Annotated in this window: 15 protein-coding genes; 4 read left to right on the plus strand and 11 right to left on the minus strand. The window is 43.1% G+C overall.

The genetic code is table 11. The features are described 5' to 3' along the window. Window positions 1-104 precede the first annotated feature (104 nt). From AC59JO_RS28545 to AC59JO_RS28555, 3 genes are all read left to right on the plus strand, one after another. On the plus strand, window positions 105-2,552 hold the full coding sequence (locus AC59JO_RS28545; RefSeq protein ID WP_497309744.1) for a bifunctional YncE family protein/alkaline phosphatase family protein: 2,448 nt from the start codon (window positions 105-107) through the stop codon (window positions 2,550-2,552). A 111-nt stretch (window positions 2,553-2,663) separates the two neighbouring features. Continuing rightward, window positions 2,664-3,533: an aldose 1-epimerase family protein gene (locus AC59JO_RS28550; RefSeq protein WP_413665989.1), complete on the plus strand. Its 870-nt coding sequence runs from the start codon at window positions 2,664-2,666 to the stop codon at window positions 3,531-3,533. 89 nt (window positions 3,534-3,622) lie between these two features. Continuing rightward, window positions 3,623-3,961, plus strand: coding sequence for a hypothetical protein (locus AC59JO_RS28555; protein WP_110586784.1), 339 nt, complete (start codon window positions 3,623-3,625; stop codon window positions 3,959-3,961). Between the two features lie 311 nt (window positions 3,962-4,272). Here the strand turns inward: AC59JO_RS28555 and secG are convergent, their stop codons facing one another. From secG to AC59JO_RS28585, 6 genes are all read right to left on the minus strand, one after another. Further along, window positions 4,273-4,641 carry a preprotein translocase subunit SecG gene (secG, locus tag AC59JO_RS28560; RefSeq protein WP_413665987.1) on the minus strand — a complete coding sequence of 123 codons (369 nt, stop codon included), beginning with the start codon at window positions 4,639-4,641 and terminating at the stop codon, window positions 4,273-4,275. A 9-nt stretch (window positions 4,642-4,650) separates the two neighbouring features. Beyond that, window positions 4,651-6,012 (minus strand): hypothetical protein, encoded by a 1,362-nt coding sequence (locus tag AC59JO_RS28565; RefSeq protein ID WP_497309747.1) that lies wholly within the window; start codon window positions 6,010-6,012, stop codon window positions 4,651-4,653. A 21-nt stretch (window positions 6,013-6,033) separates the two neighbouring features. After that, the gene (locus AC59JO_RS28570; RefSeq protein ID WP_413665985.1) at window positions 6,034-6,465 is read right to left on the minus strand and encodes an LptE family protein; all 432 of its coding nucleotides are present in this window, start codon (window positions 6,463-6,465) and stop codon (window positions 6,034-6,036) included. Window positions 6,466-6,563: 98 nt separating this feature from the next. Continuing rightward, on the minus strand, window positions 6,564-7,823 hold the full coding sequence (locus AC59JO_RS28575; RefSeq protein WP_413665984.1) for a sigma-54 interaction domain-containing protein: 1,260 nt from the start codon (window positions 7,821-7,823) through the stop codon (window positions 6,564-6,566). Between the two features lie 105 nt (window positions 7,824-7,928). After that, window positions 7,929-9,392, minus strand: a complete 1,464-nt coding sequence (gene miaB / locus AC59JO_RS28580) for a tRNA (N6-isopentenyl adenosine(37)-C2)-methylthiotransferase MiaB (protein WP_497309750.1) — start codon at window positions 9,390-9,392, stop codon at window positions 7,929-7,931. Between the two features lie 152 nt (window positions 9,393-9,544). Then, window positions 9,545-10,396, minus strand: a complete 852-nt coding sequence (locus tag AC59JO_RS28585) for a hypothetical protein (RefSeq protein WP_497309752.1) — start codon at window positions 10,394-10,396, stop codon at window positions 9,545-9,547. Between the two features lie 242 nt (window positions 10,397-10,638). On the opposite strand from AC59JO_RS28585, the gene AC59JO_RS28590 reads away from it, so the two are divergent. After that, entirely contained in the window at window positions 10,639-12,441 is a 1,803-nt protein-coding gene (locus AC59JO_RS28590) for a hypothetical protein (protein ID WP_413665981.1), read from the plus strand. 170 nt (window positions 12,442-12,611) lie between these two features. Here AC59JO_RS28590 and AC59JO_RS28595 read toward each other — a convergent pair whose 3' ends face one another. The 5 genes from AC59JO_RS28595 to AC59JO_RS28615 form a co-directional block, all read right to left on the minus strand. After that, window positions 12,612-12,755, minus strand: coding sequence for a hypothetical protein (locus tag AC59JO_RS28595; RefSeq protein ID WP_497309754.1), 144 nt, complete (start codon window positions 12,753-12,755; stop codon window positions 12,612-12,614). A 214-nt stretch (window positions 12,756-12,969) separates the two neighbouring features. After that, window positions 12,970-19,980, minus strand: coding sequence for a T9SS outer membrane translocon Sov/SprA (gene sov / locus AC59JO_RS28600; RefSeq protein ID WP_497309756.1), 7,011 nt, complete (start codon window positions 19,978-19,980; stop codon window positions 12,970-12,972). A gap of 24 nt (window positions 19,981-20,004) precedes the next feature. Then, window positions 20,005-20,589: a Holliday junction branch migration protein RuvA gene (gene ruvA, locus AC59JO_RS28605; protein WP_413665978.1), complete on the minus strand. Its 585-nt coding sequence runs from the start codon at window positions 20,587-20,589 to the stop codon at window positions 20,005-20,007. 279 nt (window positions 20,590-20,868) lie between these two features. Continuing rightward, entirely contained in the window at window positions 20,869-23,148 is a 2,280-nt protein-coding gene (locus AC59JO_RS28610; protein WP_497309758.1) for an NADP-dependent malic enzyme, read from the minus strand. A gap of 146 nt (window positions 23,149-23,294) precedes the next feature. After that, entirely contained in the window at window positions 23,295-23,663 is a 369-nt protein-coding gene (locus tag AC59JO_RS28615; protein WP_497309760.1) for an iron chaperone, read from the minus strand. Between the last annotated feature and the right edge of the window lie 378 nt (window positions 23,664-24,041).

The raw sequence follows: 24,041 nt of genomic DNA on the forward strand, positions 1-24,041 counted from the left end.
AATCGGATAACCTAACACGGAAAAGTCCAATTCTATATTAAGTTTCCGTTAACACACCTTTCAGGATAAAACGTTTTTGTAATTTTGACTACAATCGTTTTCTTATGAAACTAAAACTCATCGCCGGCATTGCATTTCTAAGTGCTGCGCTACAATCCTTCGCCCAAACTCCGGGTAAAATCGAGCAAACAGGACAGGTGTTATTGCCTAACGGATGGAAACTTAGTCCGGCCGGAACATCTTTACCTCTGGGCGATCTGCCGCTTAATATGCAGCTTTCATCATCAGGTAAGTTGTTAGCTGTTACTAACAACGGTCAAAGCACCCAGTCGGTTCAATTAATTGATCCTAAAAGCGAAAAACTGCTTGATGAGGTAATAGTTAAAAAATCGTGGTACGGACTTGCCTTCAGCCGCGACGAAAAAAAACTGTATGCATCAGGCGGCAATGACAACTGGATTTTGGTATTTAACATCGCCAATAACAAACTCGGCACACCCGATACCATTAAGTTAGCCCCAAATGCATGGCCTAAAAATAAGGTATGCCCCACAGGTATGGTAACCAACAAAAGCAACAGTCGTCTTTATTCGGTTACTAAAGAAGACAGCACCCTTTATATTATCGATCCTGAAAAAAAAGACGTCCTTAAACAGGTAAAACTACCTGCCGAAGCTTACAGCTGTATTTTATCGCCCGATGAAAAAACACTGTACATTTCTTTGTGGGGAGGAGATATGCTCGGCTTTTACAACATTGAAAAACAAACACTCAGCACTATCAAAACCAGCAGCCATCCTAATGAGCTGCTTTTGGATAAAAAAGGAAAATTCCTGTATGTGGCCGATGCTAATGACAATGCAGTATCGGTAGTAAATACTACTACGCATAAAATAATAGAAACTATTTCTACAGCCCTTTACCCTACCCGCCTTACCGGTTCAACCAGTAATGGGTTGGCACTATCGCAAAACGGAAAAACATTGTACATAGCCAATGCCGACAACAATTGCCTTGCTGTATTTGATGTAACGGTACCGGGCAGCAGCAAAAGCAAAGGTTTTATCCCCGTAGGTTGGTACCCTACCAATGCAAAAGTATTGGGCGATAAAATCCTGGTGTCAAATGGCAAGGGCTTTTCATCAATGGCCAACCCAAGAGGCCCGCAGCCGGTTAAAAAAACCGATAACAGCGGATATAAACAAGGTGCCATCAACAGCCGTGAGCAATATATCGGCGGCTTATTTAAAGGTACGCTGTCATTTATCAATACACCAACTGATGCGGAACTGAAAACTTATACCAAACAGGTTTATGCCAACACACCGTTTACTGCTAAAGTTGAAAAAACAGCCAAAGGCGAAGAAGGCAATCCTATCCCCCGCCGGGTAGGCGAAAAATCGCCAATTAAATATGTATTCTACATTATTAAAGAAAACCGCACTTACGACCAGGTTTTAGGCGATATGCCGCAGGGCAACGGCGATACTTCACTGTGTATCTTCGGTAATAAGGTAACACCTAACCACCACGCCATAGCCAACGAATTTGTGTTGCTTGATAACTTCTACGTTGATGCCGAAGTAAGTGCCGACGGGCACAACTGGAGCATGGCCGCCTACGCTACCGATTTTGTGGAAAAAACATGGCCAACCAGTTATGGCGGCCGTGGGGGTAATTATGATTTTGAAGGAACCCGTAAAGCAGCCTACCCACGCGATGGTTTTATATGGGATTATTGTAAACGCGCCGGTGTAAGCTACCGTACTTATGGTGAATTTGTAAGTGATGATAACCCCGGCAAGGCAAACTTAAAATCGCTTGAAGGACATTTTTGCCAGCAATCGCCGGGCTTTGATTTAAGCGTTAAAGATGTAAAACGTACTGAGATCTGGGCGCATGATTTTGATTCGTTATTGACTATAAATGCTGTACCGCATTTTAATACAGTGCGTATTTCAAATGATCATACCAGCGGACAGCGCAAGGGCGCAATATCTCCTATTGCAGCTGTTGGCGATAATGACCTTGCCATAGGTCAGTTTATCGAGCACCTGTCACATAGCTCTATCTGGAAAGAATCCGTAGTGTTTATCCTGGAAGATGATGCCCAAAACGGGCCCGATCATATCGACGCGCACCGCTCACCGGTATTTGTAGCTGGCCCTTATGTAAAGCGCAACGCGGTGATCCATGGCATGTATTCTACATCCGGCGTTTTGCGTACCATGGAGCTTATTTTAGGCCTTCCGCCGATGAGCCAGTATGATGCCGCCGCCATGCCGCTATATGATTGCTTTACCAGCAAACCCGACCTTACACCCTATACAGCCAAACCGGCACAGGTTGATTTAGAACAGCGCAACATAGCAGTAAATGAAAGCAGCAAACGTTCTGAACTATTCAATTTTGCTAAAGAAGATGCAGCACCCGACATCGACCTGAATGAAGTGGTTTGGAAGTACGTAAAAGGCGAATCATCTGTCATGCCCGCGCCAAAAAGGAGTGCATTTGTAATTTTAGAACCTAAAAAAGAACAGGATGATGATTGATTTGTTAACTTCGTTTAACCGGAAGTTGTCCAATTAACGAATCCTTTATATATTGGTTTAAAGCCCGGCTATTTTTTTTAAAAGCCGGGCTTTCACATTAATTATACTCCTATGATCACTCATTTAGAAAACGAGCACATTAAAGTAGCTATCGACACCAGAGGCGCGCAGCTTAGTTCATTTATCAATAAGGCCACAGGCATTGAACACATGTGGCAGGGCGATGAAAAGATCTGGCCATGGCATGCTCCAAACCTTTTTCCAATAGTTGGCGGCTTAATTAATAATGAGCTTTTAGTTGATGGTGAAAAATATGCGATGTCGCGGCATGGGTTTGCCCGGCAGTCGGAGTTTTTTTTATTGGAGTCGGATGAAACATCGGCAAGTTACTCGTTACCCAACTGCGAGAATACGCTCAAGGTTTATCCCTTTAAATTTGATTTCCAGATCTTGTACCATCTTATCGATAATGCGCTCCGCATTACCTATAAAGTGATCAACCTTGATAAAAAATCGATATATTTTTCTGTTGGCGGACACCCGGCCTTTAATGTTCCTTTTAACAAAGGCGAAAACTATGAGGACTATTACCTGGAGTTTGAAACTGAAGAACATTTTGATACACATCTTTTATCAAAAGATGGTTTTTTTAACGGCGTAACACATCCCGTACCAACTCCTAATAAAAAACTTTATTTAACCCGCGATCTGTTTAATGACGATGCCCTGGTTTTTAAAGATTTAAAATCGCGCATGATAACCATTAAAAGCGACAGGCATGATCAAACCCTGGCACTTGAGTTTCCACATTTCAATTATGTTGGTTTATGGGCCAAACCAGGAGCCGATTTTGTTTGCATAGAACCATGGCTTGGCTGCGCCGACACGCAGGGCAAACATGTAGATATTAAAGAAAAAGAGGCTATTCTGAAATTAAGCGTGGGGCATGTTTTTGAATCGGCTTATTTTGTTTGCTTATAAACATTTAGGTTACAATAATTTTATACTTAGGTAAAACATTTTTCACACTTTTTCTCTTTCATAGAAAGAATCACTTAAATATTAAAACTATGAAAACTAAAGTTTATTTATTAGCTCTTACTTTGTTGCTGTCGTTTACAGCGTTAAATACTTTTGCTGCCGACAGCCACGCGCTTACCCCGCTAAGCAAGGAAGAAATAGCAACCATGACAACCGAGCAAAAACAAGCCCGTGTTGAGGAGATCAAAGCCCGTGTTAATGAGATTAAGGCAATGGATAAATCGGAGCTTACAAAAGCTGAGCGAAAAGAATTGCGTACCGAATTAAAATCAATGAAAAAAGAGGCCAATGCCCTTGGCGGTGGTGGTATTTACCTTTCTGTAGGCGCTATCATCATTATTATTTTGGTATTGATCCTGATATTATAATCCGGGCACATTGTATAACAAAAACGCCTCCGACGAAAATCGGGGGCGTTTTTTGTTGGGGTTATCTTCTATTATTTGAATAATAACAGCGTTGCCATTTCGACGAACAGCCCGGGGCTGCGAGGGAGAAGTGAAGAGAAATCTTATACACCCTACATAGCGGCTTGCATGGTGTATAAGATTTCTCTTTCGCCCCTGTGCTCGTGACTATCCCCGCTCTATCGAAATGACATTTTTTTGCATTCCATTTAAAACCAAAAAGCCCCCGGATAATTCCGGAGGCCTTCAATATATCTTAATTAATTATTTTATTATTTTTTGCTGCTATCAGCTGCTTTAGGTGCCGGTGTAGCAGACGGCGTCAATGCCGGAGTTGCCGATGGAACCGAGTTAGTTGGTTTTGAAGCCTTTTCAATTTGCTCACGCAGTGCAGGGTTATCTGCATTTGTTGATGAACCACCTTTTACAGCTACGTTAATAGCTAATGACAATACCATAAGAGTGATAGCTAATGCCCAGGTACCTTTTTCTAAAAAATCGCCGGTTTTTTGTACACCCATTAATTGTGATGAGCTTGAAAAATTTGATGCCAAACCACCGCCTTTAGGGTTTTGGATAAGTACGATAAGCCCTAACAGAGCGCATACAATTACGGTAACAATGATTAAAACGATATACATTTCTTTATATTAATTAGTTTTCTTTTCTAACTGCTCAATTTGGCTCGCAAAGTAACGGCTTTTTTCCGGGAATTTCAAGATCAATTTTTTGTAAGTTGCAATAGCTTTGTGATATAACATCTGATCGATGTAAATCTGGGCTAAAGTTTCGCTTACCAGGTCATTTCTGTCTTCCGAACTTTTCTTTGCTTTATTTTCATTATCGAGCTTATCAATAGATGGCGGCCTGATCTGTGGTTCTTCCCTGATAAACTTATCAATAATGAGGTCTTCCTTTCTTTTTATCTCCGGTACATCGGGCTGAGGTGTTTTCTCCAACTCCTCAAGAGATTGCGAATGGAAGATATTTTCATAATACTGATGCTGTAACGCATCGGCAGTTTGGTTATCAGTTTCAGGTTTAACGGACGGAGCTACTGTTTCAATGTTATAAGGCTGATAGGTTGATGCATATTCTTTACGGGTTTTATCCAGCCACCACATAAAGGTATAAGGCATTTTTTCGTCGTTGTACTTCGATAATACCTCGTGCTGCTCAGCAGTTTCAGTTTCTGCATGCAGCAAATCAGGTTCCTGCAGGGCAGCTTTATCTTCAGTTCGTGTATCAGCAACCGAATTATCAAACAAAAAATAATCGGTTGAGGCAATGTTACTAATAATCCATTTTTCGGTTACATCGTCTTTTACGTCCTCAGCTTCGTTAACACTAACCGAAGATGGGGTAACCTCATGGTTTTCAGGAAGCGTATCAATATCAGCAACATGCTCATTAGCATCAGCCTTACTTATACTTATATTTTCAATGCCAACAATTTCATCATAAACCTCATCCTCAATATCATGGGTAGATGTCACTGCTTCCGTGGTAGGCTCTGTAGTTGATGGTTCATGATCAATAACCCCGGCTATCAGTTCTGCATCTGTAGTTTCAGGCTTATAGTCATCGGTAGCGATAAAATCAAAGCTGTCTTTTTCCTGATCCGCGCCAATAGTTAAATCTTCCGGAACAGGCGGCAAAGTATCGTGAACCTCATCAACAGCAGGGCCTATATTGAAATAGTTTTCGGGAGCCGGAGTATTGTTTACAGCTGCAGGATCAAGCAGGTTGATTAACTGCGATGCATTTACCTGACCTAAGCCCTCCGGTTCGTGAATTAGCTTGTGTAATAAAACAGGTTTGTAATAAACGGCTGCCTTTTGCACATCTTTAGCTGAACCTGTATGGGCAAGCAAAGCACGCAAAATACCGCTCTGCGGATAGGCATCAACCAACTGCTGCAGGTTATAACCATAAAACGAACCAGTCTCGGCCGGATTGGCCAACAGCTCATCTAATATTTCGTACTGCCTGCTATTCAAATATTGATCCACGTGGTTGAAAATACAAATTGCCTACCAATTAGAAAAGGCCTTGTTAAAAATATCGTCTATTAACTGCTTATTAATTTGCTGTATCAGGTTCTGTTCCTGCGAAGAAATATCCCCCCGGTAATCAGCAAACTTAGTAAAACTTTCTTCAAAGCTTAGTTTTTTATCTGCCGGAGTTTTCGCGGCATCAAATGAAAATTTAACCCGAACGGTAATAGTAAGCCTGTTAGCATCAGCAATTGGGGCCACATTATTTGAAGTGGCTTGAATAGATGCCGGAGCAATAGAATAACCGGTAATAGCGCCCGACATGGTTGCATCGGCTTCGCCGCGGACTAAGCTTAGGCTGGTTTGTGTACGGACCCTGTCTTTTAACGCTTCGGTGAAGGTTTGGCTCAGGTTATTAACCACCAGCGCAGCATTGTTTTCAAAGAACTGAACATTGAGGGTCTTCAAAGTGGGCGGGATTGATTGATTTTTGAGAGTGTAACATGATGGACACATAAGCACCAGCACACACACTGAAATAATTCCCAAAAGTTTTTTCATCAATTTTATAAGTTTAGTTCTTTTATTTTCCTGTATAACGTACGCTCAGAAATCCCTAATTCATTTGCAGCAAGCTTGCGTTTGCCTTTATGCTTCTTTAAAGCCTTACGGATCAGGTCCGATTCCTTTTCAATCAGCGAAAGTGATTCCTCAACCTCTTCAGCATCATGCGTTATATTAAAACCATCGATAGTGCTGTTGTTATTACCGCTGCTGTTTGTAACGGTATTAACGGGTTGTTGCAAGGTAAATTGTGAGTCGTTGTTACCATGCAGTTCAATATCGCGATAAAGCTGGTTTAAAGTTTGCGGATTGTTGGCATAATGCGGTGAAACACCACCATGCTCAATAATATCGGCTACGAGCTTTTTCAACTCAACCATATCACGCTTCATATCAAACAACACTTTATACAGGATATCACGCTCCGAAAAATCTTCTTTAGGCTGATTTTCGAGGCGCATAGGCAGGTTACGGGCACCAGCCTCATGCGGTATATAGGTAAGCAGTGTTTGAGCAGTAATGATCCTGTCGCGCTCAAGTACGGCCAGCTGTTCGGCCATGTTTTTCAACTGCCTTACGTTACCCGGCCACGAATAATTTGTCAATACCTGCTGGGCGTCATCATCCAGTTGAATAGGTGGCGTACGGTATTTATCGGTAAAATCGGCCGTAAATTTGCGGAACAGCAGAAATACATCTTCCTTCCTGTCGCGCAATGGCGGGATCTTTAAGGGCACCGTATTTAAACGGTAGTAAAGGTCTTCACGAAATTTCCCGTTCTTCACCGCGTCATATACATCAACGTTAGTGGCAGCGATAACGCGTACGTTCGTCTTTTCTACTTTAGATGAACCTACTTTAATATACTGCCCCGATTCAAGCACCCGCAGCAAACGCGCCTGGGTACCCAGCGGCATTTCAGCAATTTCGTCTAAAAATATAGTACCACCATTTACGGTCTCAAAATAACCTTTTCGTTCGCCAACTGCACCTGTATAGGCACCTTTTTCGTGACCGAAAAGCTCCGAATCGATAGTACCTTCAGGTATGGCACCACAGTTTACCGCGATGAAAGGCCCATGTTTACGCGGACTCATCTGGTGTATGATGTGCGAAAAAACCTCCTTACCACTACCGCTCTCACCGGTAATTAATACCGAGATATCAGTAGGTGCAACCTGGTTTGCTATAGTTATAGCCCGGTTAAGCAATGGCGAATTGCCAATGATCCCGAAGCGTTGTTTTATTTCCTGTACTTCCATGCCCCCCGGCCCCCTAAAGGGGGAGTTATTGTAAATGTTTATAATTCTTGTTTATCATATCCCCTTTGTATGCTACACCCCGATCCATCAGGATGTAACTCCCCTTTAGGGGGTTTGGGGGATAACTTTGCCGATTAGAGTAGCCGTTGTGCTGCGCTCGATAAGTACGTTAACGTATTCTCCTGGTTTGTAGCCTTCGCCAACCGGAAAAATCACCATCGCGTTTTGATCGCTGCGGCCGCAATAGTCTTTGTCTGATTTTTTAGAGAAACCTTCTATCAGTACGCGCTCTACCCTGCCAATACGGGCCTGCATCCTGTAAAAAGAATACTCCTGTTGTTTGGCAACTATTTCGGTTAAGCGCTTCTGCTTTACCTCTTCCGGGATATCGTCGGCATAACGTTTTGCAGCTAAAGTTCCTGGCCTTTCACTGTACTTAAACATGTAGGCAAAGTCATACTTCACATAATCCATCATGCTTACGGTTTCCTTGTGCTCCTCATCTGTTTCGCTGCAAAAACCGGTAATTACATCGGTGGAAATTGCACAATCCGGAATGATGCGGCGGATAGCGTCGATCCTGTTGATATACCATTCACGATCATATGTACGGTTCATCAGATCAAGAATACGACTGTTGCCCGATTGTACCGGCAGGTGGATATAATTACAGATGTTATCGTATTTATTGATAGCATAAAGCACCTCATCGGTAATATCCTTTGGATGCGAGGTTGAAAACCTAACCCGCAGATCAGGGCTGATCAAGGCTACCATCTCCAACAAGTTGGCGAAATTAGTTTCAGCTTCTGATACTGAACTTATGGCATCCGACTCAGAACCTTCAGCTTTCGACTTCCACTTATATGAATCCACATTTTGGCCTAACAAAGTTACCTCGCGGTAACCTTTATCAAACAAGTCCTGGCATTCGGCTACAATTGATTGCGGATCACGGCTGCGTTCGCGCCCCCTGGTAAATGGCACCACACAAAACGAGCACATGTTATCGCACCCACGCATAATTGATACAAATGCGTTAATGCCGTTACTGTTTAAACGTACCGGACTTATATCGGCATAAGTTTCCTCGCGCGATAACAATACGTTAACCGCTTTTTGACCATCGTCAACCTGATCAATCAGGTTTGGCAAATCGCGGTACGCATCCGGGCCAACAACAACGTCTACTAATTTTTCTTCTTCCAGGAATTTTGATTTCAGACGTTCGGCCATGCAGCCCAACACACCTACCACCAAACCCGGATTTTTCACTTTAGCAACGGTGAACTCCTTTAAACGGTTACGCACACGTTGCTCAGCGTTTTCACGGATAGAACACGTATTGATGAAAATAACATCGGCAATGCTATAATCGGGCGTAGTTTCAAAACCACGTTCGGCCAAAATAGAAGCCACAATCTCACTATCAGAAAAGTTCATGGCACAGCCATAACTTTCAATATAAAGCTTACGGCCATTATTTTTAGCTGTTTCGGCTTTTAACATTAGCGCCTCACCCTGCCTGCTCTCATCATGTGTTTTATCCGGAATAAGCAAATCTATCATTTATATAAAAAATTAGTTTGCAAAAATAAACAAAATTTAAATACCCAAATGACATATTGTCAGTATTAAATAAAAACATGCTCTACTTAACAAAAAACGGGCAATACAGTTGTATTACCCGTCCATTAAATCCGGTCTCAGTTTTAAGTTTATTACAAAGCCACAGTACTGGTGTTGTTGATTTGCCATATAGCCGCGCCCGGCGTCGGGAAGCTAACACCTTTGGTATTGCCTTTAACGCCGTTATCCTGGCCAAAGTAATACAGCGGGTGCCCTTTGTACACCAACTGTGTTTGCCCGAACACGGTGATCACATCAAAATCGCCCTTGTTTAAAATAGATGGAACACTTTGAACTGTTGTTACCCCATCAATTGGCCAGTTGGCGTCATGAGCAGCCACGCCGGTGCTAAACTTATTTGTTTTAGAGGCATCTTTAGTAAACAGGTACAAGGTGCGCCCGTTGGCATCTGTAATGTACTGTGAGTTTTCAGTACCGGCTATTCCTTTGCTGGTATACTGGTTACCGTCGTGCCCTATCAGCTGTGCGTAAGAAACCATTACCGTATAATCGGCTTTTGCTATAAACCATGATTTGCCAACGCCATCGCCGTTAACATCGGTAGCAGCAACATCTTTTGCATAGTAATATAAGGGCCAGCCTTTATAAGTGGTTTGCTTGTTGCCGTCGGCATTGGTGATAACACCAAAATCAGTTGCAGATAAGCCGGTGCCTATGGATGGATTTTCTTTATAAAAGGCAGGCCAAATCACAGCACATCCTCCTGTACAGGTTGAAACATTAGCTGCATCATCAGAGAAAAAGTAAAGCGCGCGACCGTTATTATCTGTTATGATACTGCCAAAGGTTGCGTTTGAGGTAAGCTGTACGCCGGTAACAGCTTTAGGTGTGTTTGGATTGTTATCGTGATTTTTTTTGCACGATACCGTTAATAAAGTAAACACAATTGCGCCCGTCAGGGCTAAGTACATTTTTGTTTTCATCGGGAGTCTGAATTAGATGTTAATAATGGTTATGTACAGATATAACGCCATCATTTTCCCCGGGGTTGCTTTGCAGTTAAGGAAAACCTTTATTTAAGTTAAACATCAACATATAAACCTGTCGATGATGAATCAAGTATGAGTTTTAACAAAAAATAACATACACCGCCACCGCACTATAACAAAAGTTACTAACTTGCTGTTAAAGCATTAAAACACAAGTAAAAAGTAACCACCGGTAAATGGCACTAAATTTTTTAAAGCACAAGTGGCAAAAAAGGACATTTAAATTTGTGCTGATACCGGTTATAGCAATATTACTACTGGCTGTAGTTGTAAACAGGTATTGGTCGCCCATATTGGCCGGTAAGGTAAAAGATGTAGTATTAAGCAGCAGTGACAGCCTTTATACAGCCGATTTTTCGGATGCGGAACTACATGTTCTGCAGGGGAAGATCATTATTTACAATATCACCCTTAAGCCCGATACAACTGTTTACAATCAGAAGAAGCGATTGCACCTGGCGCCAAACACACTTGTTGAGCTTAAGGTAAAACGATTGGTGCTTAACCACGTACATCCTTTTAGCCTTTACTTTCGAAAAAAGCTAAACATCGGTCAGATTATCTTGAATGAACCACAGTTGAGCGTTAGCTACCAGTTAAACCATACTAAAGATACTGTTGTTAAAGACCATCGAACTGCCTGGCAGCGTATTTCAAAAAGCCTGGAGTCGATCCATATCGGCGCCATTTTACTTAATGACGTCAATCTGAAATATGAAGATTACTCTGGCAATAAAGTAGCTATTTCCAAACTTAAAGAACTTAACTTAAGCGCCACCGACCTGCTGATAGATTCGGCCACACAATACGATAAATCGCGCCTGCTTTATTGTAAGGACATCATTACCGAATTGAATAACTACACAGGGGAAACTCCAAGCGGCTTGTACACTTACAAGATCAGGCATCTTAAACTTTCCACACTTACCTCCCGACTAAATATAGAAGGACTTGCTATGCAACCCGCAAAATCAGACGTATTTTTTGGCAAAAGCCAGAAAGACCGCCTGGGCTTCCTCGCAGATTCGGTGCAGCTCAACAATTTTGACTATCTAAATTATCATAAATACCGTACGGTTTCTACCTCAAGCTTAACGCTGGCCGGAGGCAAGATAACCGCTTTCACCAACCCGGGTAAAAAGCCGGATTCACTGACTGATAAGGTTAAAACCTTTCCTAACATGATGATCAGGAAATTAAATCTTGATTTAAGGATAGATACCGTGAAACTCAGGCATGTGGATGTGATCTATAACGAGTTTAATAAAAAATCGCAAAAAACGGGTACAGTAGCCTTTTATAACACCAGCGGACGCATTTATAATATTACAAACAACCCATCGGCCATAGCCAGAAACAACATTACCACTGTTGACCTGACCACCTATTTCATGAACCGTGGCCGGCTCGATGTGCAAATGAAATTTAATTTAAGTGATGACGATGCGGCCTTCAGCTATAAAGGCACATTAGGCCCCATGGAATTTGGAAGGCTAAATCCGGCTACCATGCCTTTGGCCATGGTAAAGATGACATCGGGCAGTGTTAAAAAATTCAGCTTTGATATCCAGGCCAACAGCAAAGTGTTTAAGGGTAAGATTGATTTTTTATATAACGATTTAAAGGTAGTGCTGCTAAAGCCCGATACCGCTAATGACCGTTTTAAAAGAAAATCAATCATGTCGATATTCGCCAACCTGTTTGTGATCAGGCGCAGTAACCCGGATGATAAGGGAAAGCTAACTTCGGCATTGGTAATCTATAAACGCCCAAAAGATTCGCCGTTTTTTAAAACAATCTGGAAAACCCTGCTTACTGGTATAAAGCCTTGTATCGGCCTCGATGAAGAAAAACAAAAAGCTACGAAAGACCGTATTGACGAACATCTGAAAAACAAAGAGGAGCGTTTAAAGAATAAAGCAGAACGCCAGAAAAGGAAAGCGGAACGAAAGAAATTGATGGACCAGGGAAAGTTTTGATTTGAAAATTTTCTGATTTGAAGATTTGAAAATGATGCCCCTTTTGAGGCGTTTCAGAGCCTCTTGAGCGACATATTATAAACATTTACCGGCCCCAGTGGGGCCACGTGTTTATAGCCATAAAAAAATACATCTTTGGCTCCGTAGGTGCCTCCCATTGAAGTTTTGAATTAACGGGAAACCTTAATAAGAACATCTCTAAATCCGGTATACGGAGTTAACTTTCCTTCATCGGCTTGCTTTAAAGATTCTTTAACACCTTTAACCACATGATTGGGGTAAACTTCACTTTTTTGTTCAAAAGAGATTTTCATCGCTTCATAACTGCCTCTAAAGTTCCCATCTGTTACTTATTTTCCGGGTAAACAATTAATGAATCCATATGAACAAATATACTAATTTAATTATGGGAAAGATTTAAGCTTGGTACGACATACTATCAACCAAGGGTAGTCCTATTAGAGGAACTGTGATGAGACGAAGTATTTCATCTTCAAATTTTCAAATCAACTCATTTTCAAATCAATCCTATTGCAACAACAACTTCAAATTAATGCCAAAGTTGGTAAACGAGGTATTAAACGTTTGTGAGGTGTAGGGCTTGGTAAGATTTGAATCGTAAAACAAATTGAGGTTAAAGCGCTGGTTAATCACATAATCAATAGACGGCCTTACAGTAATGTTCTGCGCACCTGATGAGATCTCGGCCGATTCAACATCTGCACGGTAAATGAGTGTTTTATTATCTCGAAGCGAAAAATCGAGTTTGAAATTTACATCCTTATGCTGGAGGCCTTCAAACCAGCCAAACGGGAAATGAAAATCTTTGGTGTGGTAACCAAAGCCCAAAACTATGATCTTTTCGTTTTGCTGCGCCAGCTGGCTGTTAAGCATACTTAAACTTAACGAACGGCTTTGACGAAACTCGGCATTGGCGGTCATGCTGTTCTTGAAACGCATGCTTGCACCCAGCAATGGCACAAACTGTTCAAAAATGGTAACCTGCGAAAACTGGTACAGCGGCAGAAAGTCGTTGTTTAAATCACGCGCCGACGATGCTCCGTGAGCTTCCTGGTATTGCAGCAATGATGTAAAACCGCTTACATTATATGACGATCGGTAACCGTGGCTCAGATCGAACGAATCAAAAATATCCTGGAACCAGGAGATCTTGCTTAGCCCGTTATACGTCACCTGCCAGTTAGGAATAGGGATTTTAGGGAATTGCGACAAGTTACTGCCCGACGCATTTTTACCTCCATAAGCAGCCAAAAACGCGGGCACCAATACGTTTTGTGAATTTGGCCCGTAGCCATCTGCATACCCATCGGTAACACCGCTTGAGTTTGGATTGGTACGACCTAATCTTTGCGATATTACGGTACGGGCATCCAAAAATTTCTGAAAGGTAGATGACACATTGTTGATCCCTTTTGCCGATTCAAAGGCGGTACCAATGGTCAGGAATGACACACTATAGTTACCCGAAGTAACCGGGCTTAATGTTTCAATACTATTGCTTGATGCCAAATATTTGAAATTTGCCTGGTAATTATGGTCCTGGGTTTTAAAGGCGGTAAGCTCGATACGCAGGTCTTTAAATGGCTCTATGATACCCCTGAAATGCATATCCTCATTTAGCGATGTGGTATATAACTGATTTTGCAGGGTATCTTTGGTGATCCAGCCATTGGCGACTGCTTTAGCCCTGATATCTGTTTGGCTGCCTAATAAAAAACCTAAACCGGGAGCGCTGCCATCGGCACCAAAAAAACCCGACTGCGGCAAATAACCAGGTAAAAATGTACCCTGCGTTCGGGTATAGGTAGCACTCAGGTTTTTAATGCTGGTTAGCAGCCCAATCAGGATATTATTCTTTTTATTGGGATTATTGGCCTTGCGGATAAAAGGGAAATTATTGTACAGCGAAACCATGTTCAAGGTTGGGTTAAGTTGGATAGCCCTTGAGTTTTGAATGCTGTTACCCACGTCATAATTGGTGCTGTTGATGGCAAACAGCGGCTGTGTTTGCCAGTTAAAGTGGGTGCTGTAACGCGCCACTGCCGATACCCAATCCAACCCCGGAATTTTGTTGATAGGTACCGTATAATTAAAATTGATGGTATGGTTATAATTAGTAGTACGGCCCAATTTTTTCAGGTTATCCCAAAGCGTATCGCGCTTCAGGCCATTGATACGACCGGCAGGCTCATCCACAACCGAAAGGTTGGTAGCGTCGATATCCATTTGCAATGATTTCGACAGGTTCCAGCCTATACCATAAACACGGGTTATATTGAAATACTTGTTGAATGTAGTTGTAGGGATGGGGATATAATTATTAGGATCATTATCGCGCAGGGTATTCTCGGAATAAAAACGATTGAAATTAATGCTGAAATTTAACCTTGACGGTAGCAGGCTAAAGTTCAGGTCCCGGAACAGGGCCAGCATATTGCTTTTAATGATCTTGGCAAAAGGGCTATAGTATTTGGGTTGATTGGTGTAGTTATAAGCCAGTGTAAGGTTGTATGTTTTCTCTACATCATTCTGCGTCACAAAATCATGGTGATTGTATTCGGTGTAAGCATAGCTGGCATTAAAATTTTCGATATCCCAAATATGATTTATGGCACTTTGGTTAGTCCTTGCTTTATGCACATTAGTGAAATTGATGCTTTTTCGGGTAGTAATGTCAATGGCGGCATTCCTGATAGAGTCGCGTTCTTTGGTACTTGTAGCAGCAGCAAGCGATGCCTTTAGCTCAACATCGGGCGCGCCGGGGTCATATTGCGGCATACTCCTTTGCGACGATAAATTGATATAAGCGGGAATATGAATACCGCTTTTATCCGGGAAAAACTTACCCAACTCAACATTGGCCGATACATCATAGGTTTGGTCATCGCTCTGACTCCTGTCGTTCAACCGCGAATCAAGGGTACCGAAACCAATGGTTGTTTTACTGCCCGATACGGTTATATCGGCAAAGTCGGCAAGCTTGGCATCCATCCTCGCAGTGGCGGCCCATCCGCCACGCTGATCAAAATCGGTAAGGCGCAGCTCATCAAACCAAACGGTACCTGATTTATCCAGCCCATCATCCGGTATGGCATTTGTACCTTTATAAGGGTTGCGCACGCCAAGCATGATGGTGCGCAGTTTACTTAAGTCGGGCTGGCCTTTGATATAAACCACCTTATCCCCTTCGGTGTATTTAAACAACTGATTGTATGCTACGTTGGAATGGTTACGTGCCAACTTCGCACGTACAAGCAAATCAAGCTCAAGATCCATCTGGTTAACATCGGGCCAGATAGATGCCGGGTCGCTGGTACCGGGCTGGGTTATTTTTAAAGGCAATTCGTACTCATAATAGTTATCCTGGTAATCAACGCCCAGACGGATAAAAGCATTCAGGTCATTATCTTTCAAATAATCACCTTCGGCATGAATAAACATTTGCATGCGCTTGTACTTACGCAAATCATTGTAAAAAGTACGGAAAGCAGCCCTTGAATACCCATCACGCAGGCTTTTCACATTTAACGACAGCGATTGCTCGTTAAGCTTGGTATTGGTTTGCAGGTTATTGTAATTACGCTGACGGTTAATACCCGGTGGTACTACATAGGGTATAGGTGTACGGTTACCATTTTCCTCAATATTTACGGCCTGCACATCAATGGTCGAATTATCTATCGGCGGATTTGAGATAGCCGGATCTGCAATTACATTCAGCGGATTTTTTTCGGTATTGAAAGCTCTCCACTCGCCACGTACCAGCTCCAACGTAGCAAAGCGAAGCACCGCGGTATCGGCAAAGTTGGTCATGAACATCCTCATAAAACGGATGGCCTTAAAATCCTGGATATTGCCCACCTTCGACTGATAATCGGTAATAGGGATCCGGAACTGGTACCAGTTAACCGCCTGCGTTGTACCATTGGGTAATTTCACCTGGGCGGTAACTTTATCGCTGATATAATTTTGCCCAACAACCATATCGGCAGGGCGCATAGATACCTTGTACTGGAAGTATGAATCTTCCTGGCTCATGTTGTTATCCCGGTTAATATCCTCACCATCAGGCAGGGAGGTAGAGGCCGAGTTTTGCAAACCAAGCTCCGCTTGTGATTGCTGAGCTGTTTTAGAGTTACCATCGGTGCCGTTGTACTTGCTATAACGGTCAAGGATACCGGCACGGGCCTGGTCAAGCGCCGGGCCCTGGTAATATTGATAATCATCGGATGATGGATCGGCTGCATAAGCGGTTGCTGCCTGTGCGTTCAGTTGTCCTTTGATCTGCTGAACAACGGGCGCAAATTTGGTTTGCTCATCCTGGTCGTTCATGCCGTCCAAACCAACGTCCTGCAGTTTACGCGCATCAGGGTTATTATCAAAAGCGTTGATAACCGGCTGCAATTTGGATACCCTGCCCCAGTTGGTTTCATCAACCTTGGTCATATCGCCATCAACAGGCAAGCTGTTCTCCAAACTTTTACGGCCGTCCTTTAATATATCCTCTGAGATAGAGCCTAAGTTAAAGTAAAGATCGCCGCCAGCCGAGTTTGGCTTGTAGATAAACGGATCGAGCACCCAAAACTCAATGTATGATACGTTTAATGATTCAAAGTCGTTAGTTTCCAGTTTCCTGAACATACCGCCCCAGCGTGTTTTAGGATTTTGCAAGGTACCATCGGGATTAATGCCGGTGGTAGCATAATTGTAAGGCCCGCGGATGGTTGGATAAAAAGCCATGTTCAGGGTAGCCAGGCTAAGCGGCTGCCCGGTAGCCGATTGCTTATAAGGGAAAACTTCCTGCTCAATTACCTGCCTTACATAATGGTTGGAAAGCTCACTTCTTGATATCGGGATAGAACCGGTGTTGGTATAAAATATAGGGTCGATATTGTAAAATGCCAGTCGTGCACGGTTATAGCCATAACTCAGGTTATCAAACAAAGCCGATTCGCCAAACAACTGCGGGGTACCAGAAATTTGCCAGCTATTTGCTCCTTTAATATCTATTACCGATTGGCTGTTTTCAAAATCATCAAGATAGGATGTACCGTTTTTTGAGCCGGCAAAATTCAATGCACCTGGACTGCCAGGCATCAGTTTGGCAAACTCGCCATAAAAATTAATAGACGATGGTACCTTGGTATGAATACCCGGAATCTTGTCAACCAATCGTGTTAAGAACCTCGAGTTTGAACTATAATTGGCGTCAAAGCCCCAAATGGTGTTTGAAATAGATTCTTCGCCGGCAATTTCATTTTGTGTGATAGGCTGCTCGGTAAGGTGCATCAAGGTAGCACCCAATTGAAGTTTATCGCTGGCATGATAATCGAGCCTTGTGCCGTATAACGATTTTTGCTGCACGCCAAACAGCTCATTGTTCTCGAGTTTAACGGTTATAGGCTGGCCCGAAGACAACAAAGCCTGGTTCAGAATCCTGATTCGTCCTGCATTATAATCAACCGTATAATCATTCCCCTCCTGCAGTTTTACAGTACCGGCAGTTACAATTACCGATCCCTGCGGAATATTAACCGCGTTTAACTGGTATTCAGAACCTCCCGTTGAGGTATAGGTTCCTTTAATCACATACCTGTTTAAAGCCGGAAAATATTGCTGCGCGATGGTTTTGGTTGAATCATACAATGGCTGATAAACATATCGTTTAACCAGGTCAGTCTCGCCCGCAGTAAATTTGGCTGCCAGGTCTGAGCCAAAAGGCTCCACCACCGGGAACGAAATTCGCCCGTTTTGTGAATCGATGGTAATCCCCTCCAAAAAGTCAAAGTAGCCATCGGGCTTTTTGTCGCTTTGCTGGTTGAGGTTATCAAGCCCTGCTACCTGAAGCCATAGCTTACCTTTTAGATTTTGCCCTTCTTCCATTACCGTTTTTTCAATCCCCGTTTTATCGTCGAGGCGGGTAACTGTCAGTTTAAAATCGGTAGGTGCTATCTGGAATGCACCAAGGGAATAGATGTTTTTCATCATCAGATCCCAGGTTGGCAGATTGGTTTTCAGCAGCTCGCCTTTAAGCAATTTTACAAACAGCACATTGGGTGTATTAGGGTTAACCGCTACATCACTGCTAAACTCTCCCACTTGGTATTGTACACCGTTAACGGTATACTGGTAAGCAACCGCCAGTACCTCATCATTATTTAAGGGATAATTTAGGGAGATATAACCTAATTGCGGATGCAGGGTATATTCTTTATCAGTAAGCTTGCGGGCATAGGTAAGTTTTGAATAGTTATCTGTACTACCAGATCCCTGGAAAAAGCTGGCAACATCATTGGAATTGGTGAGCCTCGCGTTTTGCGGCAAAACTGTTAACAGGTTGTTTGATTGCTGTGCAAAACCGGGCCCTTTAAAGCCGGCCGGCAGCGCACTGCCGCCACCAACAATCCTGGTTTTATTATAAGGATTATTTTCACCAAGGTCGATAAACGCCAAGATATCCCGCGAATCGGTAGTTACGTTGGTACGGTTAGTTGTCCAAACCTCAATTTTGGTAATGTTAACGTTTGAGCTGATAATGGGGATATTGGCCAGTGCCCTGTTATAATTATTCCTGAAATACTGCGACAGGAAGAAGTGCTTGTTGGCCTCATAATCAGCAGGTGTTAAACGAAACTCACCCTGCTGCGAACCATTGGTGATGGTTATCGTTTTTGACTGTGAGCGCTGCTGCGAAAAGATACTGGTAACATCCAGCCGCCCGAATTTCAGTTTGGTTTTAACACCAAAAAGCGCCTGGCTACCGGTGATCAACGTAGTATTAAGCGGCATACTCACTGTACCCGCTTCTATTTTTTGGATGATCTCATCCTTCGACCCTGTATAATCCAACTTGATCTGGTTTTCAAACTGGAACTGCGCATCGGTATTATAGTTAGTGGTGATCTTTAATTTATCGCCTATATTGCCGGTTACGTTCAACTGGATGCGCTGATCAAAATTAAAGTTGAACTGACTGCGCTGCCGGGTATTAAAAAGCGGATTTTGGTTTTTATTTACCTGCCCGGCCATGATCATTTCTGCCGATCCCTGCGGGCGGATATCGATAACCGAGCTGCCAAAGATTTGCTCAAACGTATGGCTCCTCACCTTTATAGGCGGAATAAAGCCCGGCTGCTGCGAATCATAGGCATAATTATCTGCCAGCTGCTGAAAATACCCCCGTTGGGTTGATCTCTCTTTAAGTTTTAAATACTGCTCGAAAGTGAGGTATTGCGGCGGGCGGTAAAGTAAATTACCTACCCTTTCGTATAAAATATACCGGTTTGTAGCCGGGTCATATTCAATAGTACGCACCAGGGCCGCCGGGTCGGCATTGAAAATACCTTCCCTCATCCGCTGGCTTCGTGGCGCGGTTAGGTTTATTGGTGCATTTGATTTGGTTGTATCATTTTTAGCCGCAGGCGAGGGTTTTTGTTGTGCATACACATTACCCAGCCCCCCGAATATCACAATGAACAACACACTTATAAGTGTCTTATAAGTAAATACTTTGGTCAAAAGTTAGTAGATATTTATCCGTAATTATAGAGTTTTTAACGCGAACTTAATAAGCTCTTCAACCGTTAATTCACCATTATTTTTCTTTATCTCCTGATCTAATACCTTCTCGGCGGCGTTACGTGCAAAACCCAGCATCACCAATGCCGAAAGGGCTTCGTCCTTAACAGTTTGGCTTACAGGCACAACAGTTAAAGCATCAGGACCTTCCTTACGCAACTTATCCTGCAGCTCCAAAATGATACGCTGGGCAGACTTAGGGCCGATCCCCTTTATCCGCTGGATTAATGAAACATTGCCATTTACAATAGCCGCCTGGATCTCGGCAGGGCTTATGGATGATAACATCATCCTTGCCGTATTTGGCCCGATACCCGAAATAGAGATCAGATGTAAGAACAATCTGCGCTCACCCTCTGTAGCAAAGCCATAAAGCGTATGCGCATCCTCTTTTACGTGCAACCACGCAAAGAGTTTACATTTTTCGTCGTCGCCGATGCCCGAATAGGTATTTACCGAAATATTAATATGATACCCCACTCCTCCAGCATCTATCACCACATACGACGGGCTTTTGAACATTAGCTTACCACTAATATAATCATACATATATTATTACTTTATTAAGTTTATTAAACAATGATGTTAATGGCAAAACAGCCCTTACAGTGATTATCCAAAGATAAAATTCCGGCGTCATTATGCTCACATAATGACAAACAAAAAGCTGCAATATACTCACTTAAAAAAACAAAGACGCTAAGTATTTAAATACCAGCGTCTTTATTATAAAATATATTAGCCCCTGTAAATCTCCTGCTGTTGGGGAGTCTTTAATTGCGATCTTTTTAAAAAAACCTCCCTTCCGGGGAGGGTTTGGGTGGGGCTTTAACTATTAGCGGCAGCTTTCGCCTGGGCATCAACCACGGCAATAGTAACCATATTCACAATTTCGCGTACCGAACTGCCTAATTGCAGCACGTGTACCGGTTTCTTTAACCCAACCAATATCGGCCCAACAGCTTCTGCGCCGCCTATTTCCTGCAAAAGTTTATAGGCAATATTGCCCGACTCCAGGTTAGGGAAGATCAGCGTATTGGCAGGTTTTCCGTTAAGGGTCGAGAACGGAAAGTTATCGGCAAGCAGATCAGCGTTCAGTGCAAAGTTGGCCTGCATATCACCGTCAACCACCATGTCAGGATATTTCTCATGGAGTATGGCTACGGTCTCCCTTGTTTTTTCGGGCACTTCGCCTTCGTTCGATCCAAAGTTGGAGTAAGATAATACTGCAATCCTTGGGCTAACATTAAACTGCTTTACCGAGCGTTCTATCAGTACCGTAATATCCACCAGGTCATTAACACATGGGTTAACATTCACTGTGGTATCACCAAAAAACACAGGCCCTTTGGCCGTGATCATCATATACATACCGGCAACGCGGTTCACACCTTCTTCGGTACCGATGATCTGTAGTGCGGGTTTTACCGTAGTCACATAGTTTTTGGTTAACCCCGAGATCAGGGCATCGGCCCGGCCAAACTGTACCATGCAGGCGCCGTAATAATTTCTGTCGATAAGCATTTTTTTTGCCTCGAACAAGGTAATCCCCCTGCGCTGACGTTTGTTGTACAGGTACTCGGCATATTCATCTATATACTCACATCCCTCACGCGGGTCAATGATGTGTACATCGCCCAGATCCAGATCATTATCACGGATGATCTTTTTGATCCTGTCGATATTACCCAGCAAAATAGGGGTAGCAATACCTTCCTCTTTCACGATCTGTGCCGACCTTAAAATCTTATAATTATCGGCCTCAGCAAACACAACTCGTTTAGGATTTTGCTTGGCTTTGGCGGTAAGGTTACGCAGCAACTTATCATTAGTACCCAGGCGCGACCTCAGTTCTTCGGCATAAGCATCCCAATCGGTGATCACCTTGCGGGCCACGCCCGATGCAATGGCCGCCTTTGCCACCGCCATTGATACCTCGGTGATAAGCCTTTGGTCCATTGGCTTCGGGATGATATAATCTTTACCAAATTTGAGGTTGGTAAGGTTATAAGCCAGGTTAACTGCTTCCGGAACCGGTTTTTTTGCCATTTCGGCTATAGCATGCGTTGCGGCAATCTTCATTTCTTCGTTAATGGCAGTAGCCCTAACGTCAAGCGCGCCACGGAAAATGTAAGGGAAACCGAGCACGTTGTTTACCTGGTTAGGAAAATCAGAACGGCCGGTTGCCATAATGATATCATCACGCGTGCCCGCCGCAAGGTCATAGTCAATTTCGGGCACCGGGTTGGCCATAGCGAAAACAATAGGCTTTTTGGCCATGGTTTTCAACATATCGGGCGTTACCACGTTACCTGCCGAAAGACCAACAAACACATCGGCATCCTTCATGGCATCGGCAAGGTTTTTAACATCTTTGCGGTTGGTAGCAAACTCCATTCTGATATCGTCAAGATCGGTACGCTCCTGGTTTAACACCCCGTTAATATCAAACATCACCAGGTTTTCTTTTTTAACCCCTAATGACAGGTACATTTTTGAGCAGGATACAGCTGCAGCACCGGCACCGTTAACCACCATTTTTATCTTATCCAGCTTTTTCCCCTGAATTTCGCAGGCATTCATTAAAGCTGCGCCGGATATGATGGCGGTACCATGCTGGTCGTCATGCATTACGGGGATATTCATTTCGGCCTTTAACCTGCGCTCAATTTCAAAGCAGGTTGGGGCCGAGATATCTTCCAGATTTACACCACCGAAAGTTGGCTCAAGTGCTTTTACAATGTTCACAAAGTCATCTACACTTTTGGCGTTCAGCTCAAGGTCAAACACGTCAATATCAGCATAGATCTTAAACAGCAGGCCCTTGCCTTCCATAACCGGCTTGCTGGCCTCGGGGCCAATATTACCTAAGCCAAGTACGGCAGTGCCATTGCTGATCACAGCCACCAGGTTGCCTTTGGCGGTATATTTATAAACATCTTCGGTATTATCAGCAATCTTTAAACATGGTTCGGCCACACCTGGGGAGTAAGCCATGGTTAAGTCGCGCTGCGAATTTGTTGGTTTGGTAGGTACAACTTGTATCTTCCCGGGACGGCCTTGCGAGTGGTAGTTTAGCGCGTCCTGTTTTCGGTTAGTTTTATTCATTTTTTTCAAATTGAAGCGCCCAAAATTACAATTCTTTTTATGGAACAAACATAAAAAAGCCCCTTTTTACGATTATGTTAAAAAGAGGATAAAATATGGTTAATGTTTTGATAAGATCGATTTAAAAGAATGGATTTGGCAATGTTCTATTTTTTCTTCTTTGCCTTTTCCATATTCTTCTGTACCCTGAACTTTACAATTTTGGAGATCAGATCGAGTGGCAGTGGTTCATCCAGCGGGAACTGAACCGAGCCTTTTGCTCCTTTATAACCGGATAGTTCTTCTTTAAATTCTTCCAAACCCTGCGGGGCAGGATAAAACCCGATGTGACTTTTAAAGCCGCCAAAGTGCACCAGGTTACCATTAAGTATAAACGTTGGGATAGCGTATTTGATAGCTTCTTCCGCATCCGGCGCGGCAGCTTTTATAGTAGCACGCACGGTTTGCAGTTTCTTTTGAACATCTTCCGGGAAACCGGCAATATATTCATCGATATTTTCCTTTGGCTTTTCCATGTTGACGCGTGATTGGTTGAAATAAATCTACGAAGCTTTTTTGGCTTTTGAAACTACATGCCGTATACATCAGGGTTCTCTGCGAGTTTAACTTAACCCACAAAATGATTATTGCCGATTGACCAATCAGCGCGAGTTGAACCCCTCTGGGGTTGGGATAAGGGGTGGGACGTTATTTCTACAAACCTATTCCCCCTCTGGGGGATTTTTATTGGTTAATAAACAGGTATTAATACAGATGTGCTTAAGGACAGGTGCACCAGAGGTGCAAAAGGTTTGTAGCATAAAAAGTATAGAAATGCTGTCTCGTCCTAAAAAAAGTTTACAGGTTTTAAGATAATCCTGTTATGTATTTACAGGTTTGATAATGTCCTGAGA

The sequence above is a fragment of the Mucilaginibacter sp. A5337 genome, from assembly GCF_059690695.1.

Bases quoted from the DNA above. Each gene is read 5' to 3' on its own strand.
- AC59JO_RS28545 (WP_497309744.1), top strand. From the start codon at position 105: ATGAAACTAAAACTCATCGCCGGCATTGCATTTCTAAGTGCTGCGCTA.
- AC59JO_RS28550 (WP_413665989.1), top strand. From the start codon at position 2,664: ATGATCACTCATTTAGAAAACGAGCACATTAAAGTAGCTATCGACACC.
- AC59JO_RS28555 (WP_110586784.1), top strand. From the start codon at position 3,623: ATGAAAACTAAAGTTTATTTATTAGCTCTTACTTTGTTGCTGTCGTTT.
- secG (WP_413665987.1), bottom strand. From the start codon at position 4,641: ATGTATATCGTTTTAATCATTGTTACCGTAATTGTATGCGCTCTGTTA.
- AC59JO_RS28575 (WP_413665984.1), bottom strand. From the start codon at position 7,823: ATGGAAGTACAGGAAATAAAACAACGCTTCGGGATCATTGGCAATTCG.
- miaB (WP_497309750.1), bottom strand. From the start codon at position 9,392: ATGATAGATTTGCTTATTCCGGATAAAACACATGATGAGAGCAGGCAG.
- AC59JO_RS28585 (WP_497309752.1), bottom strand. From the start codon at position 10,396: ATGAAAACAAAAATGTACTTAGCCCTGACGGGCGCAATTGTGTTTACT.
- AC59JO_RS28590 (WP_413665981.1), top strand. From the start codon at position 10,639: ATGGCACTAAATTTTTTAAAGCACAAGTGGCAAAAAAGGACATTTAAA.
- AC59JO_RS28595 (WP_497309754.1), bottom strand. From the start codon at position 12,755: ATGAAAATCTCTTTTGAACAAAAAAGTGAAGTTTACCCCAATCATGTG.
- ruvA (WP_413665978.1), bottom strand. From the start codon at position 20,589: ATGTATGATTATATTAGTGGTAAGCTAATGTTCAAAAGCCCGTCGTAT.
- AC59JO_RS28610 (WP_497309758.1), bottom strand. From the start codon at position 23,148: ATGAATAAAACTAACCGAAAACAGGACGCGCTAAACTACCACTCGCAA.
- AC59JO_RS28615 (WP_497309760.1), bottom strand. From the start codon at position 23,663: ATGGAAAAGCCAAAGGAAAATATCGATGAATATATTGCCGGTTTCCCG.